This window comes from Klebsiella sp. P1927 (assembly GCF_018204675.1).
Classification (GTDB): Bacteria; Pseudomonadota; Gammaproteobacteria; order Enterobacterales; family Enterobacteriaceae; genus Klebsiella; species Klebsiella pneumoniae.
This window is the reverse complement of record NZ_CP073377.1, coordinates 2,654,962-2,675,888: the sequence shown is the minus strand read 5'-3', so window position 1 is coordinate 2,675,888 and position 20,927 is coordinate 2,654,962. Positions and strand designations below refer to the sequence as shown.

The 20,927-nt window shown below is 57.8% G+C and carries 20 protein-coding genes; 6 read left to right on the top strand and 14 right to left on the bottom strand.

The features are described from left to right. Positions 1-20: 20 nt before the first annotated feature. The 3 genes from KB892_RS13500 to KB892_RS13490 form a co-directional block, all read right to left on the bottom strand. Positions 21-1,220: an amino acid aminotransferase gene (locus KB892_RS13500; protein ID WP_002902399.1), complete on the bottom strand. Its 1,200-nt coding sequence runs from the start codon at positions 1,218-1,220 to the stop codon at positions 21-23. 38 nt (positions 1,221-1,258) lie between these two features. Beyond that, a complete protein-coding gene (locus tag KB892_RS13495) occupies positions 1,259-1,873 on the bottom strand; it encodes a YitT family protein (RefSeq protein ID WP_002902402.1) in 615 nt (204 codons plus the stop codon). A 251-nt stretch (positions 1,874-2,124) separates the two neighbouring features. Further along, positions 2,125-2,604 (bottom strand): Lrp/AsnC family transcriptional regulator, encoded by a 480-nt coding sequence (locus tag KB892_RS13490; RefSeq protein ID WP_002902405.1) that lies wholly within the window; start codon positions 2,602-2,604, stop codon positions 2,125-2,127. Between the two features lie 334 nt (positions 2,605-2,938). On the opposite strand from KB892_RS13490, the gene KB892_RS13485 reads away from it, so the two are divergent. Further along, entirely contained in the window at positions 2,939-4,318 is a 1,380-nt protein-coding gene (locus KB892_RS13485; protein ID WP_002902408.1) for an amino acid permease, read from the top strand. Positions 4,319-4,568: 250 nt separating this feature from the next. After that, positions 4,569-5,315 carry a hypothetical protein gene (locus tag KB892_RS13480; protein WP_002902411.1) on the top strand — a complete coding sequence of 249 codons (747 nt, stop codon included), beginning with the start codon at positions 4,569-4,571 and terminating at the stop codon, positions 5,313-5,315. Between the two features lie 111 nt (positions 5,316-5,426). Here the strand turns inward: KB892_RS13480 and KB892_RS13475 are convergent, their stop codons facing one another. From KB892_RS13475 to KB892_RS13465, 3 genes are all read right to left on the bottom strand, one after another. Continuing rightward, positions 5,427-5,621 (bottom strand): hypothetical protein, encoded by a 195-nt coding sequence (locus KB892_RS13475; protein WP_002902414.1) that lies wholly within the window; start codon positions 5,619-5,621, stop codon positions 5,427-5,429. 236 nt (positions 5,622-5,857) lie between these two features. Continuing rightward, a complete protein-coding gene (locus KB892_RS13470; protein WP_004176403.1) occupies positions 5,858-6,976 on the bottom strand; it encodes an oxidoreductase in 1,119 nt (372 codons plus the stop codon). Then, on the bottom strand, positions 6,939-7,682 hold the full coding sequence (locus KB892_RS13465) for a DeoR/GlpR family DNA-binding transcription regulator (protein WP_002902419.1): 744 nt from the start codon (positions 7,680-7,682) through the stop codon (positions 6,939-6,941). Before KB892_RS13465 ends, KB892_RS13470 begins: the two co-directional genes overlap by 38 nt. Positions 7,683-7,961: 279 nt before the next feature. Between KB892_RS13465 and zntB the strand changes: the two genes are divergently transcribed. The 3 genes from zntB to dbpA all read left to right on the top strand — a co-directional run bounded on the left by zntB (position 7,962) and on the right by dbpA (position 10,844). Next, positions 7,962-8,945 carry a zinc transporter ZntB gene (gene zntB / locus KB892_RS13460; RefSeq protein ID WP_004148192.1) on the top strand — a complete coding sequence of 328 codons (984 nt, stop codon included), beginning with the start codon at positions 7,962-7,964 and terminating at the stop codon, positions 8,943-8,945. Between the two features lie 334 nt (positions 8,946-9,279). Then, positions 9,280-9,456 (top strand): proline-rich small protein YnaL, encoded by a 177-nt coding sequence (locus KB892_RS31515; protein WP_303632692.1) that lies wholly within the window; start codon positions 9,280-9,282, stop codon positions 9,454-9,456. 14 nt (positions 9,457-9,470) lie between these two features. Beyond that, positions 9,471-10,844 carry an ATP-dependent RNA helicase DbpA gene (dbpA, locus tag KB892_RS13455; RefSeq protein ID WP_004151591.1) on the top strand — a complete coding sequence of 458 codons (1,374 nt, stop codon included), beginning with the start codon at positions 9,471-9,473 and terminating at the stop codon, positions 10,842-10,844. A 45-nt stretch (positions 10,845-10,889) separates the two neighbouring features. On the opposite strand, the gene ttcA is transcribed toward dbpA, so the two are convergent. The 5 genes from ttcA to nifJ all read right to left on the bottom strand — a co-directional run bounded on the left by ttcA (position 10,890) and on the right by nifJ (position 17,969). Then, the gene (gene ttcA / locus KB892_RS13450) at positions 10,890-11,825 is read right to left on the bottom strand and encodes a tRNA 2-thiocytidine(32) synthetase TtcA (protein ID WP_002902422.1); all 936 of its coding nucleotides are present in this window, start codon (positions 11,823-11,825) and stop codon (positions 10,890-10,892) included. Between the two features lie 233 nt (positions 11,826-12,058). Beyond that, complete coding sequence (gene uspF, locus KB892_RS13445) at positions 12,059-12,493, bottom strand: universal stress protein UspF (protein WP_004140161.1); 435 nt, start codon at positions 12,491-12,493, stop codon at positions 12,059-12,061. A gap of 81 nt (positions 12,494-12,574) precedes the next feature. Next, a complete protein-coding gene (locus tag KB892_RS13440; protein ID WP_002902432.1) occupies positions 12,575-12,787 on the bottom strand; it encodes a KTSC domain-containing protein in 213 nt (70 codons plus the stop codon). A 143-nt stretch (positions 12,788-12,930) separates the two neighbouring features. Further along, positions 12,931-14,085: a porin OmpK37 gene (gene ompK37, locus KB892_RS13435; RefSeq protein ID WP_002902433.1), complete on the bottom strand. Its 1,155-nt coding sequence runs from the start codon at positions 14,083-14,085 to the stop codon at positions 12,931-12,933. 356 nt (positions 14,086-14,441) lie between these two features. Beyond that, positions 14,442-17,969 carry a pyruvate:ferredoxin (flavodoxin) oxidoreductase gene (gene nifJ / locus KB892_RS13430; protein WP_002902435.1) on the bottom strand — a complete coding sequence of 1,176 codons (3,528 nt, stop codon included), beginning with the start codon at positions 17,967-17,969 and terminating at the stop codon, positions 14,442-14,444. Positions 17,970-18,331: 362 nt separating this feature from the next. Between nifJ and KB892_RS13425 the strand changes: the two genes are divergently transcribed. Continuing rightward, complete coding sequence (locus tag KB892_RS13425) at positions 18,332-18,595, top strand: putative hemolysin (protein WP_004140155.1); 264 nt, start codon at positions 18,332-18,334, stop codon at positions 18,593-18,595. 45 nt (positions 18,596-18,640) lie between these two features. Here the strand turns inward: KB892_RS13425 and hslJ are convergent, their stop codons facing one another. From hslJ to KB892_RS13410, 3 genes are all read right to left on the bottom strand, one after another. Continuing rightward, positions 18,641-19,081: a heat shock protein HslJ gene (gene hslJ / locus KB892_RS13420; protein ID WP_002902513.1), complete on the bottom strand. Its 441-nt coding sequence runs from the start codon at positions 19,079-19,081 to the stop codon at positions 18,641-18,643. 122 nt (positions 19,082-19,203) lie between these two features. Then, complete coding sequence (locus tag KB892_RS13415) at positions 19,204-20,193, bottom strand: 2-hydroxyacid dehydrogenase (RefSeq protein WP_002902515.1); 990 nt, start codon at positions 20,191-20,193, stop codon at positions 19,204-19,206. A 147-nt stretch (positions 20,194-20,340) separates the two neighbouring features. Next, positions 20,341-20,841, bottom strand: a complete 501-nt coding sequence (locus KB892_RS13410) for a DedA family protein (protein ID WP_002902516.1) — start codon at positions 20,839-20,841, stop codon at positions 20,341-20,343. Between the last annotated feature and the right edge of the window lie 86 nt (positions 20,842-20,927).

The following is a 20,927-nucleotide window of genomic DNA, read 5'->3' as shown; positions in this document are numbered from 1 at the left end:
CCGCGCCGGGGTTGACCCGGCTAGCGTGCGCAGACCGCGGCGAAGGCGCTGGCTACCCGCGCAATATTGCCGTGGTTGAGCCCGGCCACGCAGACCCGACCGCTGGCGATCAGATAGATGCCATGCTCTTGACGCAGAACGTCTACCTGATCGGCGCTAAAGCCGGTGTAACTGAACATGCCGCGCTGGGTCAGCAGATAGGAAAAATCCCCCGCCGGCAGGGCTGCCTGCAGGGCCTTCACCAGCGCGACGCGCATGGCGCTGATGCGGGTGCGCATGGCCTCCACTTCTTCCTGCCACAGGGCATTCAGCTCGGGATCGTTGAGCACCTGCGACACCACCTGGGCGCCAAACCCCGGCGGGCTGGAGTAGTTGCGCCGCACGGTGGCTTTCAGCTGGCCCAGCACGCGCCCGGCGATATCGGCATTGTCACAGACCACTGACAGGCCGCCAACCCGCTCGCCATACAGCGAAAATATCTTGGAAAACGAGTTGCTGACCAGCGCCGTCAGCCCGGCGCTGGCGATGGCGCGAATGGCATAGGCATCCTCGTCCAGTCCGCGGCCGAAGCCCTGGTAGGCGATATCAAGGAATGGGATCAGCTCCCTGCCGATCAGCACCTCAATCACGCGATCCCACTGCTCGCGGGTGAGATCGGCCCCCGTCGGGTTATGGCAGCAAGGGTGAAGCAGCACAATGCTGCGCGGCGGCAGCTGCTGGAGGGCGGCGAGCATAGCGGGGAAATTCACCCCGCGGGTGGCGCTGTCGAACCAGGGATAGGTATGTACCTCAAAGCCGGCGCCGGCAAAGATGGCAACGTGGTTCTCCCAGGTTGGATCGCTGACCCAGACCGCGGAGTCGGGGAAGTAGCGCTTGAGGAAATCAGCGCCCACCTTTAGCGCGCCGGAGCCCCCCAGTGTCTGGATGGTGGCGATGCGTCCGGCACGCAACGCCGGATGATTGTCGCCAAACTGCAGGGTCTGGACCGCGCGGCGATAGGGCGCCAGCCCCTCCATCGGCAGATAAAGGCTGGCCTTTTGCTGCTGACTCTGCAGCCGGTCAGCGGCCTGACGGACCGCCTCCAGCTGGGGAATAATGGCCTGCTCGTTATAGTACAGCCCGATGCTGAGGTTAACTTTGTCTGCCCGGGGATCCTGTTGAAAGGCTTCCATCAGCGACAGGATAGGATCGCCCGCATAGGCGTCAACGTTCTGAAACACAGTGGTTACTCCTGAAATGACCGTCAAAGGTGAAGCCATTACACCGCGTAGCGTCCGGGACGGTGGTTCATGGCGATAATCGAATTCAAAATCACGGCGCCGAGGATAGAGACCAGCAGCATCGGCAAGCTCACTACCCACAGCGAGGCGGTGACGATGCAGGCGTCAACCACCATCTGGAATTTACCGGCGCGGATGCCGCTTTTGTCCTGCAGATAGAGGGCCAGAATATTAACGCCGCCGAGGCTCGCTTTATGGCGAAACAGCACCACAAAGCCGATGCCGACCATGATGTTGCCGAAGAGGGTGGCGTAATAGGGATTCAGGCGATCGACATGGATAAAGTAACCGTGCAGGTCAGAGAACAGGGACACCAGTCCGACCGCGCAGAAGGTTTTCAGCGTGAAGGCGGCGCCCATCCGCCGGACAGAGAGCCAGTAGAATGGCAGGTTAATGACGAAGAAGACCACGCCAAACGGCAGGTGGGTGGCATAGTGGATCAGAAAGGCCATACCTGCCGTTCCGCCGGTCAGGGCACCGGCCTGGCGAAATAAAATAATGCCAAAGGAGATCATCAGCGTGCCGAACAGCAGCGCCAGGGTATCCTCCAGCCAGGTGTGGGTCAGTTTTTCAGGGGAAAGGATATTATCCATAAATAAGCACTATCTTTTCGTTAACAAGGATAAGCTCTTGTTTGCAAAAATCGCACCAGAGGAGCGTGCCCTGGCGAGCGTTTGCGGAAAAAATACCCGTGGTTTAGCCTAACCTGTTGTTCTGACAGGAAGAGAAAATTGCACGGGGCGTGCGTTTTATGGTTTCCGAATGCGTGAATTGTGCGAACTTGCCGCTTGTCGCGCATTGTCTGGCCCCGCGTCTGCACCAGCGCAGGGCACTGTGCCCCGGTTCAGCGCAGCGGGGTCGTGCCCGGCATCAGCTGGCCGTTCTCTTTAAGGCGGTTGAGCACGACGGCGGTTTTCAGATGGGCCACCCCTTTGTTTTGCGCCAGAATATGGCTGATCAAATGGCTCAGACCGGGCAGGTCCGGGACCGTTACCCGCAGCAGATAATCGGCGTCGCCGGTGGTTTTCCAGGCGTCCAGAATGGCGTCCACTTCACTGAGCATCTGATGAAAGCTCTCCACGCATTGCGGGGTGTGATTCAGCAGACGCACCTCAATCAGGCCAAGCATCTCCTGCCCGGCTGCATCCGGCGCCAGACGCGCATGGTAGCCGAGGATAAGCTGTGCCTGTTCAAGGGCGATACGGCGGCGCGAACACTGGGAAGCGGACAGGCCGATAAGCTCGCTCAGCTCCTGATTGGTTAAACGGCCATTGGCCTGCAGCAGGGTAAGTATTTTCAGATCATAGTCGTCGATGTTGTACATAGTGGCCACTAGCGGAACGTAAAAGTGGCTACCAGCCTAACAGTTTTTTGCCTGGCGTGAAGCCTGAGCGGACGGCGGCAAACCGGATGCACCAAAACGGGTCAGGTTTATGCATCAATCCGCTCTTTTTCTCATGATCTGTGCGTTATCTGGCCAGTTTTCGCGTGTGATGCGCCAGGTCGGCGCCGACATGACCAGCTACCGGAACTGATTTGAAAAGAATATTTGAATATATTTCAATTAATTAATTTTTGTCTGACGCTGCAAGACGCTCCGCTGGCCTGAAAGTTGCTACCGGCGAACGTGACTTTTTACAGACAGGGGCAGGTCAGAGATGACAACGCAGCAAGAGCATCAGTTAAAACGCGGGTTAAAAAACCGCCACATCCAGTTGATCGCCCTCGGGGGGGCGGTCGGCACCGGACTGTTTTTAGGTATCGCGCAAACGATCCGTATGGCAGGCCCGTCGGTCCTGCTGGGGTACGCCATCGCCGGGGTTATCGCTTTCTTTATCATGCGTCAGCTTGGCGAAATGGTGGTAGAGGAGCCGGTGGCGGGGTCGTTCAGCCATTTCGCCAACCGCTACTGGGGGCCCTTCGCCGGGTTTATGTCCGGCTGGAATTACTGGGTGTTGTACGTGCTGGTAAGCATGGCGGAGCTGACGGCGGTGGGGATCTATATTCAGTACTGGTGGCCGGAGGTACCCACCTGGCTGTCGGCGGCGATCTTCTTCGTGGCGATCAACGCCATCAACCTGACGCACGTCAAAGTGTATGGCGAGCTGGAGTTTTGGTTCTCGATTGTCAAAGTGGCCGCCATCATCAGCATGATCGCCTTTGGCTGCTATCTGTTATTTAGCGGTCACGGCGGCCCGGCGGCGACGGTGGCCAACCTGTGGCAGGACGGGGGATTTTTCCCTAACGGCATCACGGGCTTGGTGATGGCCATGGCGGTGATCATGTTCTCCTTCGGCGGGCTTGAGCTGGTGGGGATCACCGCGGCGGAAGCCGACGAACCGCATAAAACCATTCCCAAAGCCACCAACCAGGTGATCTACCGTATTCTGCTGTTTTACGTGGGGTCGCTGGCGGTCCTGCTGTCACTCTACCCGTGGCGGAACGTCGTGGAAGGGGGAAGCCCCTTTGTGCTGATCTTTCACGCCATTGACAGCAATATTGTGGCCAACGCCCTCAATCTGGTGGTGCTCACCGCCGCGCTGTCGGTCTACAACAGCTGCGTCTACTGCAACAGCCGGATGCTGTTCGGCCTGGCTCAGCAGGGCAACGCCCCGCGTGCGCTGCTGCGGGTGAACCACCGCGGGATCCCATTGACCGCCCTGGCGGTATCCGCCGTCGCCACGGCGCTTTGCGTGGTGATTAACTATGTGATGCCCGGGAAAGCCTTTGCCCTGCTGATGGCCCTGGTGGTGGCCGCCCTGGTCATCAACTGGGCGATGATCTGCATCACTCATCTTAAGTTCCGCCGCGCCATGCAGCGGGCGGGGAAGGTAACGGCTTTCCAGAGTTTCGCCTATCCCCTGACAAACTGGCTGTGTCTGCTGTTTCTCGCCGCGATCCTCGGGGTGATGTATCTGACCCCCGACATCCGCATCTCCGTCTGCCTGATCCCGGTATGGCTGCTGATCCTTGCTGCAGGCTATCTGCTGCGCAGGAAAAGCGCGCCGGCGCCGGTGGCGGCGCTTGAGGAGCGTTAATCTGCGACGCCCTGCCTGGCGGCAGGGCGATATTATTGCGCTGAAAATATATAGCGCCAATATATAGGATGGTTTATATAATTACGATAAATGATAACTAACAATATCACGCTGAATATAAATTAGAATGTGAGGAGACCGCGCGCTTTTTATTGATCTTGCGTACCGCTTTGCTACTATCCAGCCGGCATTGAGACTGTATTTAATAATGCCTGGAAATGGAATAGTAAAAACCATAATGGAGTAGGGTATGAAGCATGTGCACAAGCTGGCCTGGATAGGCCTGTTCGTCAATATTATTATCTGTTTTGTCGCGCGAAATTTATTACTTGATGAAGGACAGCTGAACTTCCATAGTCGGGCGGACGGCGTATGGTCCTGGCTGGTGCTGGCCCTGTTTATTGCCGTGGTGGTTCAGGCGATCAGCATAATGCTGTCAGGCCGCTACCCTTATCTGGCCATCGTCCTGGCGTTTGTTGGCGGCATCGTGATGGTGCCCGCCAGCGTGATCTTTCTGGTGGGTAGTCTGTTCAGCTTGCAAACGCGGATTAACGCCGGATTTACGCCCTGGCGATCAACCACGGCAGTGGGCGAGGCTGATAACCAGCAGCTATTAACCTTTAATGCCTCAGGCTTTTATCCCCAAGGGGCGCTGGCGCTCATCGCCGGGATCATTATTTTAATGATTGGCATGGGTATAGGCGGAGTATTTATTGCCGCTGGTATTGTTGCGCTGTGCAATGGCTATCGTCTGCAAAATCGGGTGGTGATTGGCGTGAGCGGCGAGTCGATGATATTTACGCCGGGGCTCTATGCCGATACCTACGTTATTCCCTTGCGGGATGTTGCCGTAGTTGAACGCAGCAATAATGATGCGAAAGTTCGGCTGCTGATCCGTTCCAGCGGCAGAAGCTTCACGTTGCGTAAAAAACTGCTCGCCGGCGATAAGGTTAATGACGCCTTCGCCGCCATTCTGGCAAAACTGACTACCGTTTAACGCTGGCAGAATAGAGAAGCCGCCAGGCGGCGCGAGGCGTCCTGGCGGTGAAAGGTGGGTTAGCCTGCGCGGCTACCGCACCAGCTTGTCTCTTACGAACAGCACTGCCTGTTAATCCACGTTAGTAAAATAATCGCGCGCGGCGGTCTCGACGCGTTTCGCATCCAGCCCGGTATTCTCAGTGATCTGTTCGATAAACGATTTAAATTTTTCGCTCATCACGTTACCCCCTTCCCAGTGGGCGACGTAAAATTTGCACTGATAGCGATAAAAATGGAGAGTGGTATCTCCTAACGTGTAATACATGCGCTTCTCCTGTCCTGTAGTACGGTTGCCGCGTCCACAGCGTCAGCAACCTTTTTCTCATTACGATCGATCTGCATTCTATCCTCCTCCCAATTGGCTGAAATTTCCAGCGGTGCTTTGCGCCATGTAGCAGGATAAAGCAATGTTAATCTGCGGATAGATAGTGATTTTTTCTAATGTGGAGCAAAAGTAGCGGTTACCTGCGGGCCGCGCAGGTAACCGGAGAAGAGGGCGGATTAGCGCAGCGTGTTGCGCTCGTCGTCGGACAGGTCCAGGGTCTGCACCATACCACTTTCAGCAGAGCGCACCGCCGCTTCCAGAACGGCCATCACCGCCAGCGCTTCCACCGGCGGCACCGGATTGGCGATCTGGCCCTTCAGCGCATCGCGGATCAGCATATAGTACTGGCGCTGATCGCCCTGCGGGGTAGCCTGCGCGTGGGCCTGCAGCGAGGCATCATAGATAACCAGCGGGTCGTCATCCTGGCCCCAGCCGGCGCTGCCCGGTACCACGCCCGCCAGCAGCTGGCTCTCCTGTTGGTCGGCCCGCGCTTTGATAACGCTACCTTTATCGCCGTGCACGGTGAAGCGCGACGAGCCGCCCGCGACCAGCATGCTGCAGTGCAGGATCACTTTATGCGCCGGGTAGTTTAATACCACATGCGCCCAGTCGTTGATCTCCGCGCCGTCGCGCAGGGTGGCTATGTTACCTTGCACCGACTGCGGCAAACCAAATAGCTGCAGCGCCTGGTCGATAAGGTGCGGCCCCAGGTCGAACCACAAGCCGCTGCCCGGGACGTTCTGCTCGCGCCAGCGGACGCGGACTTCCGGGCGGAAGCGGTCGAAATGCGACTCGAAGTGTTTCACCGCGCCGAGGGTGCCTTGCTCAATCATCTGACGGATCCCGAGATAGTCGCTGTCCCAGCGGCGGTTATGGAAGACGGAGAGCAGACGCTGTTTCTCCTCCGCCAGGGCGATCAGCTCCCGGGCCTCCTGCATATCGAGGGTAAAGGGCTTATCCACCACCACATGTTTGCCGGCGTTCAGCGCCAGGCGGGCCAGCGGGGCGTGCGTGGCGTTAGGGGAGGCGATGACCACCAGGTCAACGTCCGGATGCTGGACCGCTGCTTCCGGGGAGGCGATCACCGTGACGTCCGGCAGATCGCGTTTGACCTTCTCTTCATCGCGGGAAGCGACGAACGCCAGGTTCAGCCCCGGCACCGAACGGATAAGCGGCGCGTGGAAGGTCTTACCGACGAATCCGTAGCCAATCAGGGCGATATTTATCGTATTGTTACTCATCAGGTTCTCCACGTTGTTAAGCGTCAGCAATATGTACAGAGAGGGCGGGGTCATCCCCCAGCTCAGCCCAGGGACGATCAAGAAAAAGATGGTGAATGTCGCTGAGCCCGGCCACCCGCCACGGTTCGCAGCGGTTGAGTTTGGTACGGTCCGCCACCAGCCAGTGCTCGGCGCTGGCGGCCAGCATGGCGCGTTTAACGTCGGCATCAGCTTCCTGGCTGGCGCTCAGCCCCAGCCCGGTATGGAGCGCGCAGGCGCCGAGAATGGCGATATCGGCCCGGTAGCGGGTGACCAGCGACAGGGTGGCGCTGCCGGCGAACAGCCGTTGTTTACTATCCCACTGGCCGCCAAGCAGGATCAGCTGGATATCGGCACGGTCGCTGAACAGCTGAGCGATATCCAGAGATGCCGTGATCACGGTCAACGGCCCTTTCAGCTGGGCTGCCACCGCCAACAGCGTGCTTCCGGCGTCGAGAAACAGCGTCGAGCCAGAGGGAATGCGCGCGGCGACCTGCTGACCCAGGCGCTGCTTGGTCTGGGTGAGAAGAGCGTTTCTGCCCTGGCGCGTCATGGCCGGGACGTTAAGGGCGATGGCCCCGCCGTGGCTTTTCTGCAGCACGCCCTGTTGTTCCAGGTCGCTCAGATCGCGGCGAATGGTATCGGCCGACACCTGCAGCTCTGCAACCAGCTCGCTGATGCTCAGCTGACCGGTTTCGCTAAGCCTGTCGAGAATATGTTTTTGCCTGGCGAGCTTATGCATGGCCATTGACTCCGCAAATTAACGCAATAAACAGCATAATACAGCAAGAAGTTGCAAAATAAACGGCAAAACGTCGCTCTGTATGTGTTGAATCGTGAAGAACTTGATTTCACTAAGTTTTAACGTTAAATGAGGGGAGCGCCGCGACCGGGGGCGAAAGCGCTTTTCAATGAAGCGACTAGGCCTGTATTTCCGGGTCATTAAAAGCAAGAATGCGCGCTTTCGCGTACCTTATAGAGAAGGCGCGTAATTTAGCAGATATGGATTAACGGAGGTTGAGTGGACGCGATTAAAGGCTCGGAGTTGCAGATACCGGACGCGATCTTCGCGTGGGTGCTCGACGGGCAGGGGGGCGTTAAGCCGCTCGCCGATGACGATATTATCGACAAAGACAAGCCTTGCTGGCTGCATCTCAACTATACCCATAGCGACAGCGCCGACTGGCTGGCGGCCACCCCGTTGCTGCCCAATAACGTACGCGATGCCCTGGCGGGAGAGAGCACCCGGCCGCGGGTGACGCGGATCGGTGACGGGGCGCTGATCACCCTGCGCTGTATCAATGGCAGTACCGATGAGCGGCCCGACCAGCTGGTGGCGATGCGCCTGTATATGGATGAGCGGCTGATCGTCTCCACTCGTCAGCGCAAAGTGCTGGCGCTGGACGATGTGCTGGGCGACCTGAAGGAAGGTAATGGCCCGACGGACGGCGGCAGCTGGCTGGTGGAGGTCTGCGATGCGTTGACCGATCATGCCAGCGAGTTTATCGAACAACTGCACGATCGCATTATCGACCTGGAAGACGACCTGCTCGATCAGCAGGTGCCGCCGCGCGGATTTCTCGCGCTGCTGCGTAAGCAGCTGATTGTGATGCGCCGCTATATGGCGCCGCAGCGCGACGTTTATGCCCGGCTGGCCAGCGAGCGGCTGCCGTGGATGAGTGACGATCAGCGGCGGCGAATGCAGGATATCGCCGAGCGGCTGGGGCGCGGTCTGGATGAGATCGACAGCTGTATCGCGCGGACGGCGATCATGAGCGACGAGATCGCCCAGATTATGCAGGAGTCGCTGGCGCGGCGGACCTATACCATGTCATTGATGGCGATGGTGTTTCTACCCAGCACCTTTTTAACCGGCCTGTTCGGCGTCAACCTCGGCGGGATCCCTGGCAACAGCTGGCATCTGGGGTTTAGCCTTTTCTGCTTGATGTTAGTCGTTGTCATCGGTGGTGTTGCGTGGTGGTTACATCGCAGTAAATGGCTGTAAAGAATCGCCTTTTAGCGGCTGTAGTGCCGGGAAAACCCGGCAATGTTTGAGCGAAATCAATAAACCATCTACCCATTCAGGGCAATATCTCTCTCGCAGGTGAATGCAACGTCAAGCGATGGGCGTTGCGCTCCATATTGTCTTACTTCCTTTTTTGAATTACTGCATAGCACAATTGATTCGTACGACGCCGGCTTTGTTGAGTCGGCTTTTTTTTTGCGCTCTCCGGACCAGCTTCTACCCTTACTAAGACACCCGACGGTTTCTGGCCGTTGACGCCTGCGGGTTCGCCCGTATCACTCTCCGGGAGGCCTCTATGTATTACGCTTCAGAGCTGACAGCCCAGTCTATCCCTATCTCGCCCGAGCCGAACGATCCGGCTCCTTTACCCGATCCACGACCGCGTCCGCAGCCCCAGCCCGATCCGCCGCCTGACGAAGAGCCGATTAAATTGTCGCATCAGGCGCGGAGATCTGCGAGGATACGCGCCTGCAGATTGTCTGCCTTTTAATACGAGAATACATTGTGACCGCTTTTTCTACCCTGACTGTTTTACCTGCCGCCCAATTAGCCAACCTTAACGAGCTGGGTTATCTGTCGATGACCCCGGTTCAGGCCGCCGCCCTGCCGGCGATCCTCGCGGGGAAAGATGTGCGCGTGCAGGCAAAAACCGGCAGCGGAAAAACGGCCGCATTTGGGCTGGGTCTGCTGCAGCATATCGATCCGGCGCGCTTCGAGACCCAGTCGCTGGTGTTGTGCCCGACCCGCGAGCTGGCCGATCAGGTCGCCGGCGAGCTGCGCCGCCTGGCGCGCTGCCTGCCGAACATCAAGATTCTGATGCTCTGCGGCGGGCAGCCCTTTGGCGCCCAGCGAGATTCCCTGCAGCATGCCCCGCATATTATCGTCGCCACCCCGGGCCGTCTGCTCGATCATCTGCAGAAGGGAACGGTCTCCCTTGACGCGCTGCAGACCCTGGTGATGGACGAAGCGGACCGCATGCTCGATATGGGCTTCAGCGACGCCATTGATGAGGTGATCCGCTTCGCACCGGCTGACCGGCAGACGCTGCTGTTTTCTGCTACCTGGCCGGCGGCAATCGCGGCGATCAGCGGCCGGGTGCAGCGTAATCCGCAGACCATTGAGATCGACACTGTCGACGCGCTCCCGGCGATTGAACAGCAGTTCTTTGAAGTTTCCCGCCACGGTAAGATTGCCCTGCTGCAGCGCCTGCTCAGCCAGCATCAGCCCGCATCCTGCGTGGTGTTCTGCAATACCAAACGCGATTGCCAGGCGGTCTGCGATGCGCTCAACGCCGCCGGGCAGAGCGCCTTGTCGCTGCATGGTGACCTTGAGCAGCGCGATCGCGATCAGACGCTGGTGCGCTTCGCTAACGGCAGCGTCCGGGTTCTGGTGGCGACCGACGTCGCTGCCCGCGGTCTGGACATCAAATCCCTGGCGCTGGTGGTGAATTTCGAGCTGGCCTGGGATCCGGAGGTGCATGTTCACCGCATCGGCCGTACCGCCCGCGCCGGTGAACAAGGGCTGGCCATCAGCTTCTGTGCGCCGGAAGAGGCGCAGCGCGCCACTATTCTGGCCGACATGCTGCAGCTTTCCCTGAACTGGCTGCCGGCGCCGACGGGCAACACCATCGCGCCGCTGACGGCGGAGATGGCGACGCTGTGTATCGACGGCGGGAAAAAGGCGAAAATGCGCCCGGGAGATGTGCTGGGAGCCCTGACCGGGGATATGGGCTTTGATGGTGCCGATATCGGCAAAATTACCGTCCACCCGGCCCACGTCTATGTGGCGATCCGCCAGAATATGGCGCAGAAGGCGTATAAGCAGTTACAAAATGGCAAGATCAAAGGTAAATCCTGCCGCGTACGACTGCTGAAGTAAGGGCAGGAGAGTGCGTCTCAGGCGGCTGCCTGAGACGCGTGAGGGTTATTTCACTTCCACTACGTTCAGACGCAGCTCATCGAGACGGGCGTCTTCTTCTTCCGGCTGCCAGCCGGCGGGCTGCAGGGGAATATCTTCCCGGTCAAACGCCAGATCGCCACCATCCACCACCTCTGAGCCGTGGGTGATACCTTTAAAATCAAACAGATTGACGTCGCTCAGGTGCGAAGGTACCACGTTCTGCATCGCGCTGAACATGGTTTCAATGCGCCCAGGATAACGCTTATCCCAGTCGCGGAGCATATCGGCGATCACCTGGCGCTGCAGGTTTGGCTGCGAACCGCACAGGTTGCACGGAATAATCGGGAAGCCTTTGGCCTGGGAGAAGCGCTCGATGTCCTTTTCGCGGCAGTAGGCCAGCGGGCGGATGACGATGTGTTTGCCGTCGTCGCTCATCAGCTTCGGCGGCATCCCTTTCATTTTGCCGCCGTAGAACATATTCAAAAACAGCGTCTGCAGGATATCGTCGCGATGATGGCCGAGGGCGATCTTGGTCGCCCCGAGCTCGGTGGCGGTACGATAGAGGATGCCGCGACGCAGGCGAGAGCACAGCGAGCAGGTGGTTTTTCCTTCCGGGATCTTCTCTTTGACGATGCCGTAGGTGTTCTCTTCGACAATCTTGTATTCAACCCCCAGCTGCTCCAGATACGCCGGCAGAATATGCTCCGGGAACCCTGGCTGCTTCTGATCGAGGTTCACCGCCACCAGCGAGAAGGAGATGGGCGCGCTTTTCTGCAGATTGCGCAGGATCTCCAGCATGGTATAGCTGTCCTTGCCGCCTGAAAGACAAACCATAATGCGGTCGCCCTCTTCAATCATATTGAAGTCGGCAATCGCCTCACCGACGTTGCGGCGCAGACGTTTCTGCAGCTTATCGATGTTGTACTTTTCTTTTTTACTGATTTCTTGGTTTTGCAGCATGTAATAGTGGCTCAATTCATAGTGTGGCATCAGAAGAGCACGCATTCTGCCAGCCGCTGAACAACGTGGCGCTGGCGCGTAGCAATTATTGAGGTTTGACAGGCAACCGTGGCGTGTATGGTACGGATTCAGGGGCGGAATGTCAGCATCTTTCCGGCACTTTCGGCAGCGAGCAGCCAGGCGGGGGCGGCTGATGCGGAAATAAAAAGCCCGCCGGGCGGCGGGCTGCGGCGTTAGCGGACCACCAGTACCGAGCACTCGGCGTGACGAACCACCGCGGCGGCGTTGGAGCCCAGCAGATAAGTTGTGATATCCGGTCGGTGCGAAGCGATGATCACCAGGTCGGCTGGCAGCGACTTGGCCAGCGCAAGGATTTTATCTTTTGGCGATCCTTCCGCGACGTGAAAATGCATCCGGTCTTCCGGGATGGAGAACTGCTTCGCGATCTCTTTCAATTGCGTTTCAGAACCCTCACGCAGCTCGTCCATGCCGGGAAGCTCAGCGGTATAGGCCATTCCCAGTGAGGCATAATAGGGCAGAGAAGGGATCACGGTGAGGAAATGCACCTCGGCGTCGTCAATCCGCGCTTCCGATTCAACGTGACTGATAATGCGTTCAGTAAATTCTTTATCAGAGATATCGATAGGGACAAGAATCATTCTGCTCATAAAACCTCCTGTTTAAGTATCCCTTCATATTGTACGGTATTAGGGCACGTTTTGTATCATGACCGCAGTCACACTTTGACATTAACGTAGCTTGCGTTCGGGAAATTTTCCTTTGATCACCCCGTCATAATACCGGCCTTTTGACACCACCTGTAAAAAATCATGAAAAATACGCGGTGGGACCCCGGTATATTGTAATGGCGGCTGGTGATAGAAATAGATTTCCAGTGTGGCGGAGGCGTCATCGTAGGCGACGGAGATAATTCGGGAAGATTTTACCGGATGGTGGTGCATGATGGACGTCCTCGGGCAAGCACTGACTGGCCATGACTATATCATTAAACGGACGGCTATTTTAGTCCGCGAGATATAGCGTTTTGTTTTATCTGCAGCGAGGCGGGAGGGGGAAAGCCCGCCGGAACCGGCGGGCAGGCGCATCAGAACTGGTAAACCAGGCCCAGGGCGACGATGTTATCGGTAGAGATACCGTTGTCTTCGTAGAATTTGTCGTTACCATCCAGCAGGTTGATTTTGTAATCAACATAGGTGGACATATTACGGTTGAAGTAATAGGTCGCGCCAACGTCCATATATTTGACCAGATCTTTATCGGCATAGCGGCCGTTATTGTACAGATCTTTGCCTTTGGACTGCAGGTAGGAGATGGCCGGACGCAGGCCGAAGTCGAACTGATACTGCGCGGTGACTTCGAAGTTTTGCGTTTTATTGGCGATACCGCCACCGTTGGTACTGCTGGTAGAGCCGTATGGCGTCATATTGCGGGTTTCAGAGTACATGGTCGCCAGGTAAATATCGTTGGCGTCGTACTTCAGGCCGGCGGTCCAGGCGTCCGCTTTGTCGCCTTTGGCGTATCGTTCGGTGTGAGTATAGTGTTGCTGGTCGCCTGTACGGTCAGACGAGGTGTAAGCTGCCGCCGCGCTGATACCCATGCCGAAGTCGTAGGAAGTGGAGAGGCCGAAACCATCGCCATTGTCGAAGCGAACATCGCTGTCGCTGCTGCGGTTATTGGTGCCGACGTTGATATCCTGCGCGTTCTGGCCTTCGTTTTTACCCTGATACTGCAGGGCGAAGTTCAGACCCTCCACCAGACCGAAGAAATCGCTGTTGCGGTAGGTTGCGACGCCGTTGGCGCGGCCTGCCATAAAGTTATCCGCATAGGTGTAGGAGTCGCCGCCGAACTCCGGCAGCATATCGGTCCAGCCTTCAACGTCGTACAGCACGCCGTAGTTACGACCGTAGTCGAAGGAGCCGTAATCGCCCACTTTGATACCGGCGAATGCCAGACGGGTCCACGCCTGATCGCTGGAGGTCTCGGTGTTGTTGGCCTGAACGTTATATTCCCACTGGCCATAGCCGGTAAGCATATCGTTGATCTGGGTTTCGCCTTTAAAGCCAAAACGTAAATAAGTTTGATCGCCGTCTTTTTTCGAGTCGCTGGAGAAATAATGCAGACCATCTACCTTGCCATAGAGATCTAATTTATTCCCGTCTTTATTATAAATTTCCGCCGCATGCGCGGCACCGGCGGCTAATAAAGCCGGAATAACGAGGGCCAGTACTTTTCTTTTCATGAAGAAATTCCTTTAACTGTTTTTATGTTTTAACTTCCGGGTGGGAAGTGAACTCATGCTAAAGGAGCGGTCTGAGATCCGGTAAGACTCAATTGTTACGATATAAGTAAAATCTAAAATAAATAATACCAATGAAATGGTGATAATTATGCTGAATGCATTTATAGATAATATACAAAATAAAAATTATACATGCCCGGGCTAATCACGTATTATTTGCGCGTTATATGCCTTTATTGTCATGCCAATAATTTATTGTTGCCGTCTCATTCTGCGGAATGATGTTGTTTATCGGTAAAACGACAAGCCCGAACGTTGTGTTCGGGCTTTTTTTATGGACAAAGGTGACGGGGCGGTTAACCTTCGCTTGGCGATTTCTCCGCTTTGCCAGCCAGCTGGGCGAGGAAGTCATAGCGCTTCTGCAGATCGGCGGCGGCGTCTTTCCATAGCTGCTCCGCCACTTCAGGCTGCTGGGCGTTCAGGCGGCGGAAACGTTGCTCATTAAGCAGCGTCTCGGCCAGCGCGTCTGATGGCGGACGGGAATCTAGCGCCAGGGGGATCTTGCCTTCATCTGCTCGACGCGGGTCGAAGCGGTAGAGCGGCCAGAAGCCGGTGGCGGTCAGCTGACGCATCTGGTCGTGGCTGAGCGCCAGATCGTAGCCATGCTCTTCGCAAGGGCTATAGGCGATGATCAGCGATGGCCCCGGATAGGCTTCCGCTTCCTGAATCGCTTTTACCGTCTGGTTCAGCTGCGCGCCCAGCGAAATTTGCGCCACATAAACATGACCGTACATCATCATGCTGACGCCCAGATCTTTACGCGCCTTGCGTTTGCCATGCTCGCCAAACTTAGTCACTGCTCCCAGCGGGGTGGCTTTTGACGCCTGCCCGCCGGTGTTGGAGTAACACTGAGTGTCCAGCACCAGAATATTGACGTTTTCCGTCAGGCTCAGTACATGGTCCAGGCCGCCGAAGCCGATATCGTAAGCCCAGCCGTCGCCGCCGATCAGCCAGACGGATTTCTCCACCAGTGCGTCGGCATCGGTCAGCAGCTCTTCAGCACCCGCCACGCCGGCCAGCGCCTGACGCAGGGCCGCCACCTGTTCACGGCGATCTTCCGGCGTCGCCTCGGCGTGCAGCGCCGCGTTCAGCTCTGCCGGCAGTTTATCGGCGAATTCGCTCAGCAGGCGCATCACGCGCTGGCGATGCTGGTCGACGGTCAAGCGGAAGCCGAGCCCGAATTCGGCGTTATCCTCAAACAGCGAGTTGGCCCACGCCGGGCCGCGGCCGTTGGCGTCGGTAGTGTACGGTGTCGAGGGCAGGTTGCCGCCGTAAATGGAGGAGCAGCCGGTGGCATTGGCAATCAGCATTCGGTCGCCGTACAGCTGGGTCAGCAGTTTGATATACGGCGTTTCGCCACAGCCCGAGCAGGCGCCGGAGTATTCAAACAGCGGGCTAATCAGCTGCGAGGTGCGAATATCAATGCGCTCCAGTTTGCTGCGGTCGATTTCCGGCAGGTTGAGGAAGTACTCGTAATTGACCTTCTCCTCTTCCACATGCTCCAGGCGGGACATCATATTGATGGCCTTGATCTCCGGGGTCTGGCGGTCTTTTGCCGGGCACACTTCGACGCACAGGTTGCAGCCGGTGCAGTCTTCCGGGGCGACCTGCAGAACGTATTTCTGCCCGCGCATATCGCGGGATTTCACATCCAGCGAATGCAGGCTGGCAGGGGCGTTCTCCATCTCTTCCGGGGCGACCACTTTGGCGCGGATCGCCGAGTGCGGGCAGGCGGCGACGCAGTGGTTGCACTGAGTACACAGCGCTTCCTTCCAGATGGGGATCTCTTCGGCGATGTTGCGTTTCTCCCAGCGGGTGGTGCCCATGGGCCAGGTGCCGTCCGGCGGCAGGGCAGAGACCGGCAGCGCATCGCCGAGCCCGGCCAGCATCGCGGCGGTGACCGTTTTGACGAAATCCGGCGCGGCGTCGGAGACCACCGGCGGGCGGTTCGGACTGCTGGCGTTCACCGGCTGGAGCGGTACTTCCGCCAGTGATTCACGGGCCAGGGCCAGCGCCTGCCAGTTGCGCTCCACCAGCTCCTGACCTTTACTGCTGTAGCTTTTGGCGATGGCTGCCTGCAGTTCCGCCAGCGCGCTATCACCCGGCAGGATCTGGGTTAAATGGAAAAAGGCCATCTGCATCACGGTATTAATGCGCGCCCCGAGGCTGCATTCGCGGGCGATCTTTGCCGCGTTGACCACGTAAAAACGCGCTTTTTTCTGATTCAGGGTGGCCTGGACTTCCTGGGGCAGGCGGGACCAGACCTCATCGGCGCTGTACGGCGTGTTGAGCAGGAAAATGCCGCCGGGCTTCAGCCGCTCGGCCATCTGGTATTTATCGATAAACTGCAGCTGGTGGCAGCCGACGAAATCAGCCTGCGAAATCAGATACGATGAACGAATCGGTTTTTCGCTGACCCGCAGATGCGAGACGGTGAGGCCGCCCGCTTTCTTCGAGTCATAGACAAAATAGCCCTGGGAGAACCACGGGGTCGAGTTGCCGATGATTTTGATGTTGTTTTTGGTGGCTGACACGCTGCCATCGCTGCCGAGGCCGTAGAACAGGGCCTCGAGCTTGGCCTCTGCCGGCAGGGTATTTTCGCCCAGCGGCAGCGACAGGTTGGTCACGTCATCATAGATCCCGACGGTAAAGCGCGGCTTCGGCTGGGCGGCCTGCAGTTCACTGAATATCGCCAGCACGCATTCCGGACCAAACTCCTTGGAGGAGAGACCGTAGCGGCCGCCGATAGTGCGCGGTAGCGTCTCGCGCTCGCCGCGGTTAAAGGCTTCCGCCAGGGCGGTCATCACGTCGAGGTAAAGCGGTTCGGCAAGCGCGCCGGGTTCTTTGGTGCGATCCAGTACGGCAACCGCGCGGGCGCTCTCCGGCAGTGCCGCCAGCAGGTGGGCGGCGGAGAACGGGCGATAGAGGCGGACTTTTAGCACGCCGACTTTCTCGCCGCGACTCAGCAACTCATCGACCACCTCTTCACAGGTGCCGATGGCCGAGCCCATAATGACGATCACGCGCTCTGCCTGCGGGTGGCCGCAAAACTCAAACGGTTTGTACTGACGGCCGGTGGCGGCAGCGAAGTCGTCCATCGCTTTCTCGACATGGTCATACACCGCGTCGTACCACGGATTGGTAGCTTCCCGGGACTGGAAGTAAGTGTCGGGGTTGGCCGAGGTTCCGCGGATCACCGGGTGTTCCGGGTTGAGCGCGCGCTGGCGATGCTCAGCGATCTTATCCTGCGGCAGCAGGGCGCGAATAGTGTCATCCGCCAGCGGGGCGATTTTGTTGATTTCGTGCGAAGTACGGAAACCATCAAAGAAATGAATAAACGGCACCCGGCTTTGCAGGGTGGCGATATGCGAGATTAGCGCGAAATCCTGCGCTTCCTGAACGCTGCTGGCGCACAGCATGGCGCACCCGGTCTGGCGGACGGCCATGACATCGGAATGGTCGCCGAAGATAGACAACGCATGGGTAGCGACAGTGCGGGCGGCGACGTGCAGCACAAACGGCATCAGCTGGCCGGCCAGTTTGTACAGCGTGGGGATCATCAGCAGCAGGCCCTGCGATGAGGTAAAGGAGGTGGAGAGGGCGCCGGTTTGCAGCGCGCCATGTACGGCGCCAATGGCGCCCGCCTCCGACTGCATTTCGACCACGCGGGGAACATCGCCCCAGACGTTTTTCAGCCCATTGCCGGCCCAGGCGTCAGCCTGTTCCGCCATCGTTGAACTGGGCGTGATCGGGTAGATGGCGATAACTTCACTGGTGCGAAACGCGACGGAAGCGACCGCGCCATTACCATCAATCGTAATCATATGAAGACACCCTTACATTGCGCAAAAGAATGGACGCGTGAAACCGCGACGCGCCCTGTAATTATATAAGGGGTAGTTTAGCAAACCGCTGACCCCGCCATTTTTGCATTTGTGTCCTCAATGCGCCGGGTACCCGTGACCAGATCAATATTTTGCGTGGTTCGCGGAGAAAATGGCTGCCTGCCGGGAGAGGAACCACCTGCGCCGGGCGACATGGCCGAGGCAGATCAAGCTTTAGGCGAAAATTTGCTAGAAAATGTTAATGAGGCGCATAAATACGTACTTCCCCTCTCGACGCCGCCCGCCACGCTGCCTATTATTCTGGGGTTTGCTTTTTTAAGACGTTTCCGAGGGGAGAGAGAATGCGAGCTGCGATGTTAGTAGGATGTGCGGCGCTGTTGCTGTCCGCGTGCAGTAGTGAACCCGTTCAGCAGGCCACGGCGGCGCACGTCACGCCGGGAATGCGGGCGGCGATGAGCGACGCCGGTCAGGCCAACTGCGCCATGATAGGCGGCTCGTTATCGGTGGCTCGTCAGCTCGATGGTTCGGCGATTGGCATGTGCGCGCTGCCGAACGGCAAACGCTGCAGCGAGCAGGCGCTGGCGGGCGGCAGCTGCGGCTACTAACAGCGGCCCCGTCGCGGGGCAGCGTCAGCGGCACCTCAACGCCGGCTAGTGCATCAGGTCGGCGAGCTTATAGACCAGCGTCTGGTCGGCGGTCGCCAGCGTCAACTGGTTTTCCGTCAGATCGACCTGCGCACCCTCGCGCAGCATCTTGTCGATCGTCGCATCCAGGGTATTGAGCTGGGCATCGTGGCACAGCATCCGGGTCATCGCCAGCGATTTGACCTTCAGCTCGCCGTCCGACACTTTACCTTCCCCGCTAAAGCCGTTGCACATATTGCCGGATACATACATCTTGCCCGTAATAGCCATCTTCTCACCGAAGCTTAGCTCCAGCGGCCGGTCGCTGGCGTTGACCGCCTGGCCGTTGACGCTGGTCAGCACGAAGCGATGATGCTGCAGCTGTTCCGCACCGGTGGACACCTTACTGTTATAGACACAGCCGGACAGCAGCATACCTGCCGCCAGAAGCGCCGCAAATTTGTTCATTTTCACTCCAAAACATTCACATAACTAATAAAACCAAGCCAGTGTAACGGTATCGCAGCAGGGATCTGTGGGGATTATCTGAATGTGCTCCCCCCGGAAGAGGAGCACAAAAGGGAAAGGCGTCAGACGATGGCGTTTGGACAGGTTTCGCCGTTGGCGACCTGCTGCAGGTTACCCAGAGTGGTCTCCGAAATGCTGATCAGCGCCTCGGCGGTGAGGAACGCCTGGTGGCCGGTAAACAGCACGTTATGGCAGGCGGAGAGGCGGCGGAAGACATCGTCCTGGATCACGTCGTTGGATTTGTCTTCAAAGAACAGATCGCGTTCGTTCTCATAAACGTCCAGCCCCAGCGCGCCAATTTTCTGGTGCTTCAGGGCGTCGATGGCCGCCTGAGAGTCGATCAGGGCGCCGCGGCTGGTGTTGATCACCATCACCCCGTCTTTCATCTGATCGAAGGCTTCGCGATTGAGAAGGTGGTAGTTTTCGTCGGTCAGCGGACAGTGCAGGGAGATCACGTCCGATTCCTTGTACAGCGTGGCGAGGTCAACATATTCTACCCCCAGCTCCAGCGCGGCGGCGCTTGGGTACGGGTCGAACGCCAGCAGGCGCATGCCGAAGCCTTTAAGGATCCGCAACATCGCTACGCCAATTTTCCCGGTGCCGATCACCCCGGCGGTTTTGCCGTACATGGTGAAGCCGGTGAGGCCTTCGAGGGAGAAATTGGCATCGCGGGTACGCTGGTAAGCGCGGTGGATGCGGCGGTTGAGCGACATCATCATACCGATCGCATGCTCAGCGACCGCTTCCGGAGAGTAAGCTGGAACGCGCACGACGCGCAGGCCAAGCTCCTTTGCCGCCTCAAGGTCGACGTTGTTAAACCCGGCGCAGCGCAGGGCGATATATTTCACCCCGTGGGCCTTCAGCTCTTCCAGCACCGGGCGGCTGCCGTCGTCATTGACGAAGATACATACCGCTTCGCAACCGTTGGCGGTTTTGGCAGTCTTCGCTGTCAGCAGGAAATCGAAGAATTCCAGTTCAAAGCCGTATGCATCATTAACGTGCTGCAGGTACTTTTTATCGTACTGCTTCGTACTATAAACCGCGATTTTCATAAGACTTTTCTCCAGTGATTATACCGTCACGGTAGCATATTTAAAATAAACGTACAATTATTAAAAAATAGTTTAATGAGAGGGTGCTAATCCTAATTCTAGAGCATATCGCGGACTTGCGGAATCTCTTTGAAAGACAAAGTTTTTTCACCACAAACTGAGGCTGAAAGCGCCGGGGGCGAGCAGCAGAAGCGGCCACAGCAGACCGGAGCTGACGTTAGCCAGCTGAAACGACCACAGCGGCAGACTGCTGGCGCCGCTAACGAAGGGCAGCGTAGCCCTCAGGGGAGAGAGAAAGCGGCTGAAAAAGATAGCCCACGGGCCATAGCGCTGAAAGAAGAGGCGGCTGCGGGCCAGACGCTCGGCGGTCAGCCAGCGTAGATGGGTGAGGCGATGACGGTAGCGAATGCCCAGCCGCCACGATAGCCAGAATCCGCCGATGGCGCCGAGGCTGGCGCTGGACCACATTAACAGGAAATGTCCGAGGCTGGCGGAAGCGAATGTCCCCAGCAGCAGCAGGCCGGAGGTGCCGGGGATTGCCAGCGAGACCAATGCGCAGGATTTAGTGAAGGTAAGCAGAAAAACAATCAGCAATACCCATGGATAGTGGTCCTGTGCGCTCTCTATGAGCGAGATAATTAACGACACCGCCTCTCCCGCAAGCTATTCCCGTCTGGCTGGAGTGTGGCAGGGGCGACTTAAACAACAGTTAAATGATAATGGCCGAACGTCGC

Bases quoted from the DNA above. Each gene is read 5' to 3' on its own strand.
- uspF (WP_004140161.1), bottom strand. From the start codon at position 12,493: ATGAGCAGAATGATTCTTGTCCCTATCGATATCTCTGATAAAGAATTT.
- KB892_RS13415 (WP_002902515.1), bottom strand. From the start codon at position 20,193: ATGAAAATCGCGGTTTATAGTACGAAGCAGTACGATAAAAAGTACCTG.
- KB892_RS13495 (WP_002902402.1), bottom strand. From the start codon at position 1,873: ATGGATAATATCCTTTCCCCTGAAAAACTGACCCACACCTGGCTGGAG.
- KB892_RS13490 (WP_002902405.1), bottom strand. From the start codon at position 2,604: ATGTACAACATCGACGACTATGATCTGAAAATACTTACCCTGCTGCAG.
- KB892_RS13470 (WP_004176403.1), bottom strand. From the start codon at position 6,976: ATGACCCCGCCCTCTCTGTACATATTGCTGACGCTTAACAACGTGGAG.
- hslJ (WP_002902513.1), bottom strand. From the start codon at position 19,081: ATGAACAAATTTGCGGCGCTTCTGGCGGCAGGTATGCTGCTGTCCGGC.
- KB892_RS13485 (WP_002902408.1), top strand. From the start codon at position 2,939: ATGACAACGCAGCAAGAGCATCAGTTAAAACGCGGGTTAAAAAACCGC.
- ttcA (WP_002902422.1), bottom strand. From the start codon at position 11,825: ATGCTGCAAAACCAAGAAATCAGTAAAAAAGAAAAGTACAACATCGAT.
- KB892_RS13465 (WP_002902419.1), bottom strand. From the start codon at position 7,682: ATGCATAAGCTCGCCAGGCAAAAACATATTCTCGACAGGCTTAGCGAA.
- KB892_RS13480 (WP_002902411.1), top strand. From the start codon at position 4,569: ATGAAGCATGTGCACAAGCTGGCCTGGATAGGCCTGTTCGTCAATATT.
- ompK37 (WP_002902433.1), bottom strand. From the start codon at position 14,085: ATGAAAAGAAAAGTACTGGCCCTCGTTATTCCGGCTTTATTAGCCGCC.
- nifJ (WP_002902435.1), bottom strand. From the start codon at position 17,969: ATGATTACGATTGATGGTAATGGCGCGGTCGCTTCCGTCGCGTTTCGC.
- KB892_RS13425 (WP_004140155.1), top strand. From the start codon at position 18,332: ATGCGAGCTGCGATGTTAGTAGGATGTGCGGCGCTGTTGCTGTCCGCG.
- KB892_RS13440 (WP_002902432.1), bottom strand. From the start codon at position 12,787: ATGCACCACCATCCGGTAAAATCTTCCCGAATTATCTCCGTCGCCTAC.
- KB892_RS13475 (WP_002902414.1), bottom strand. From the start codon at position 5,621: ATGTATTACACGTTAGGAGATACCACTCTCCATTTTTATCGCTATCAG.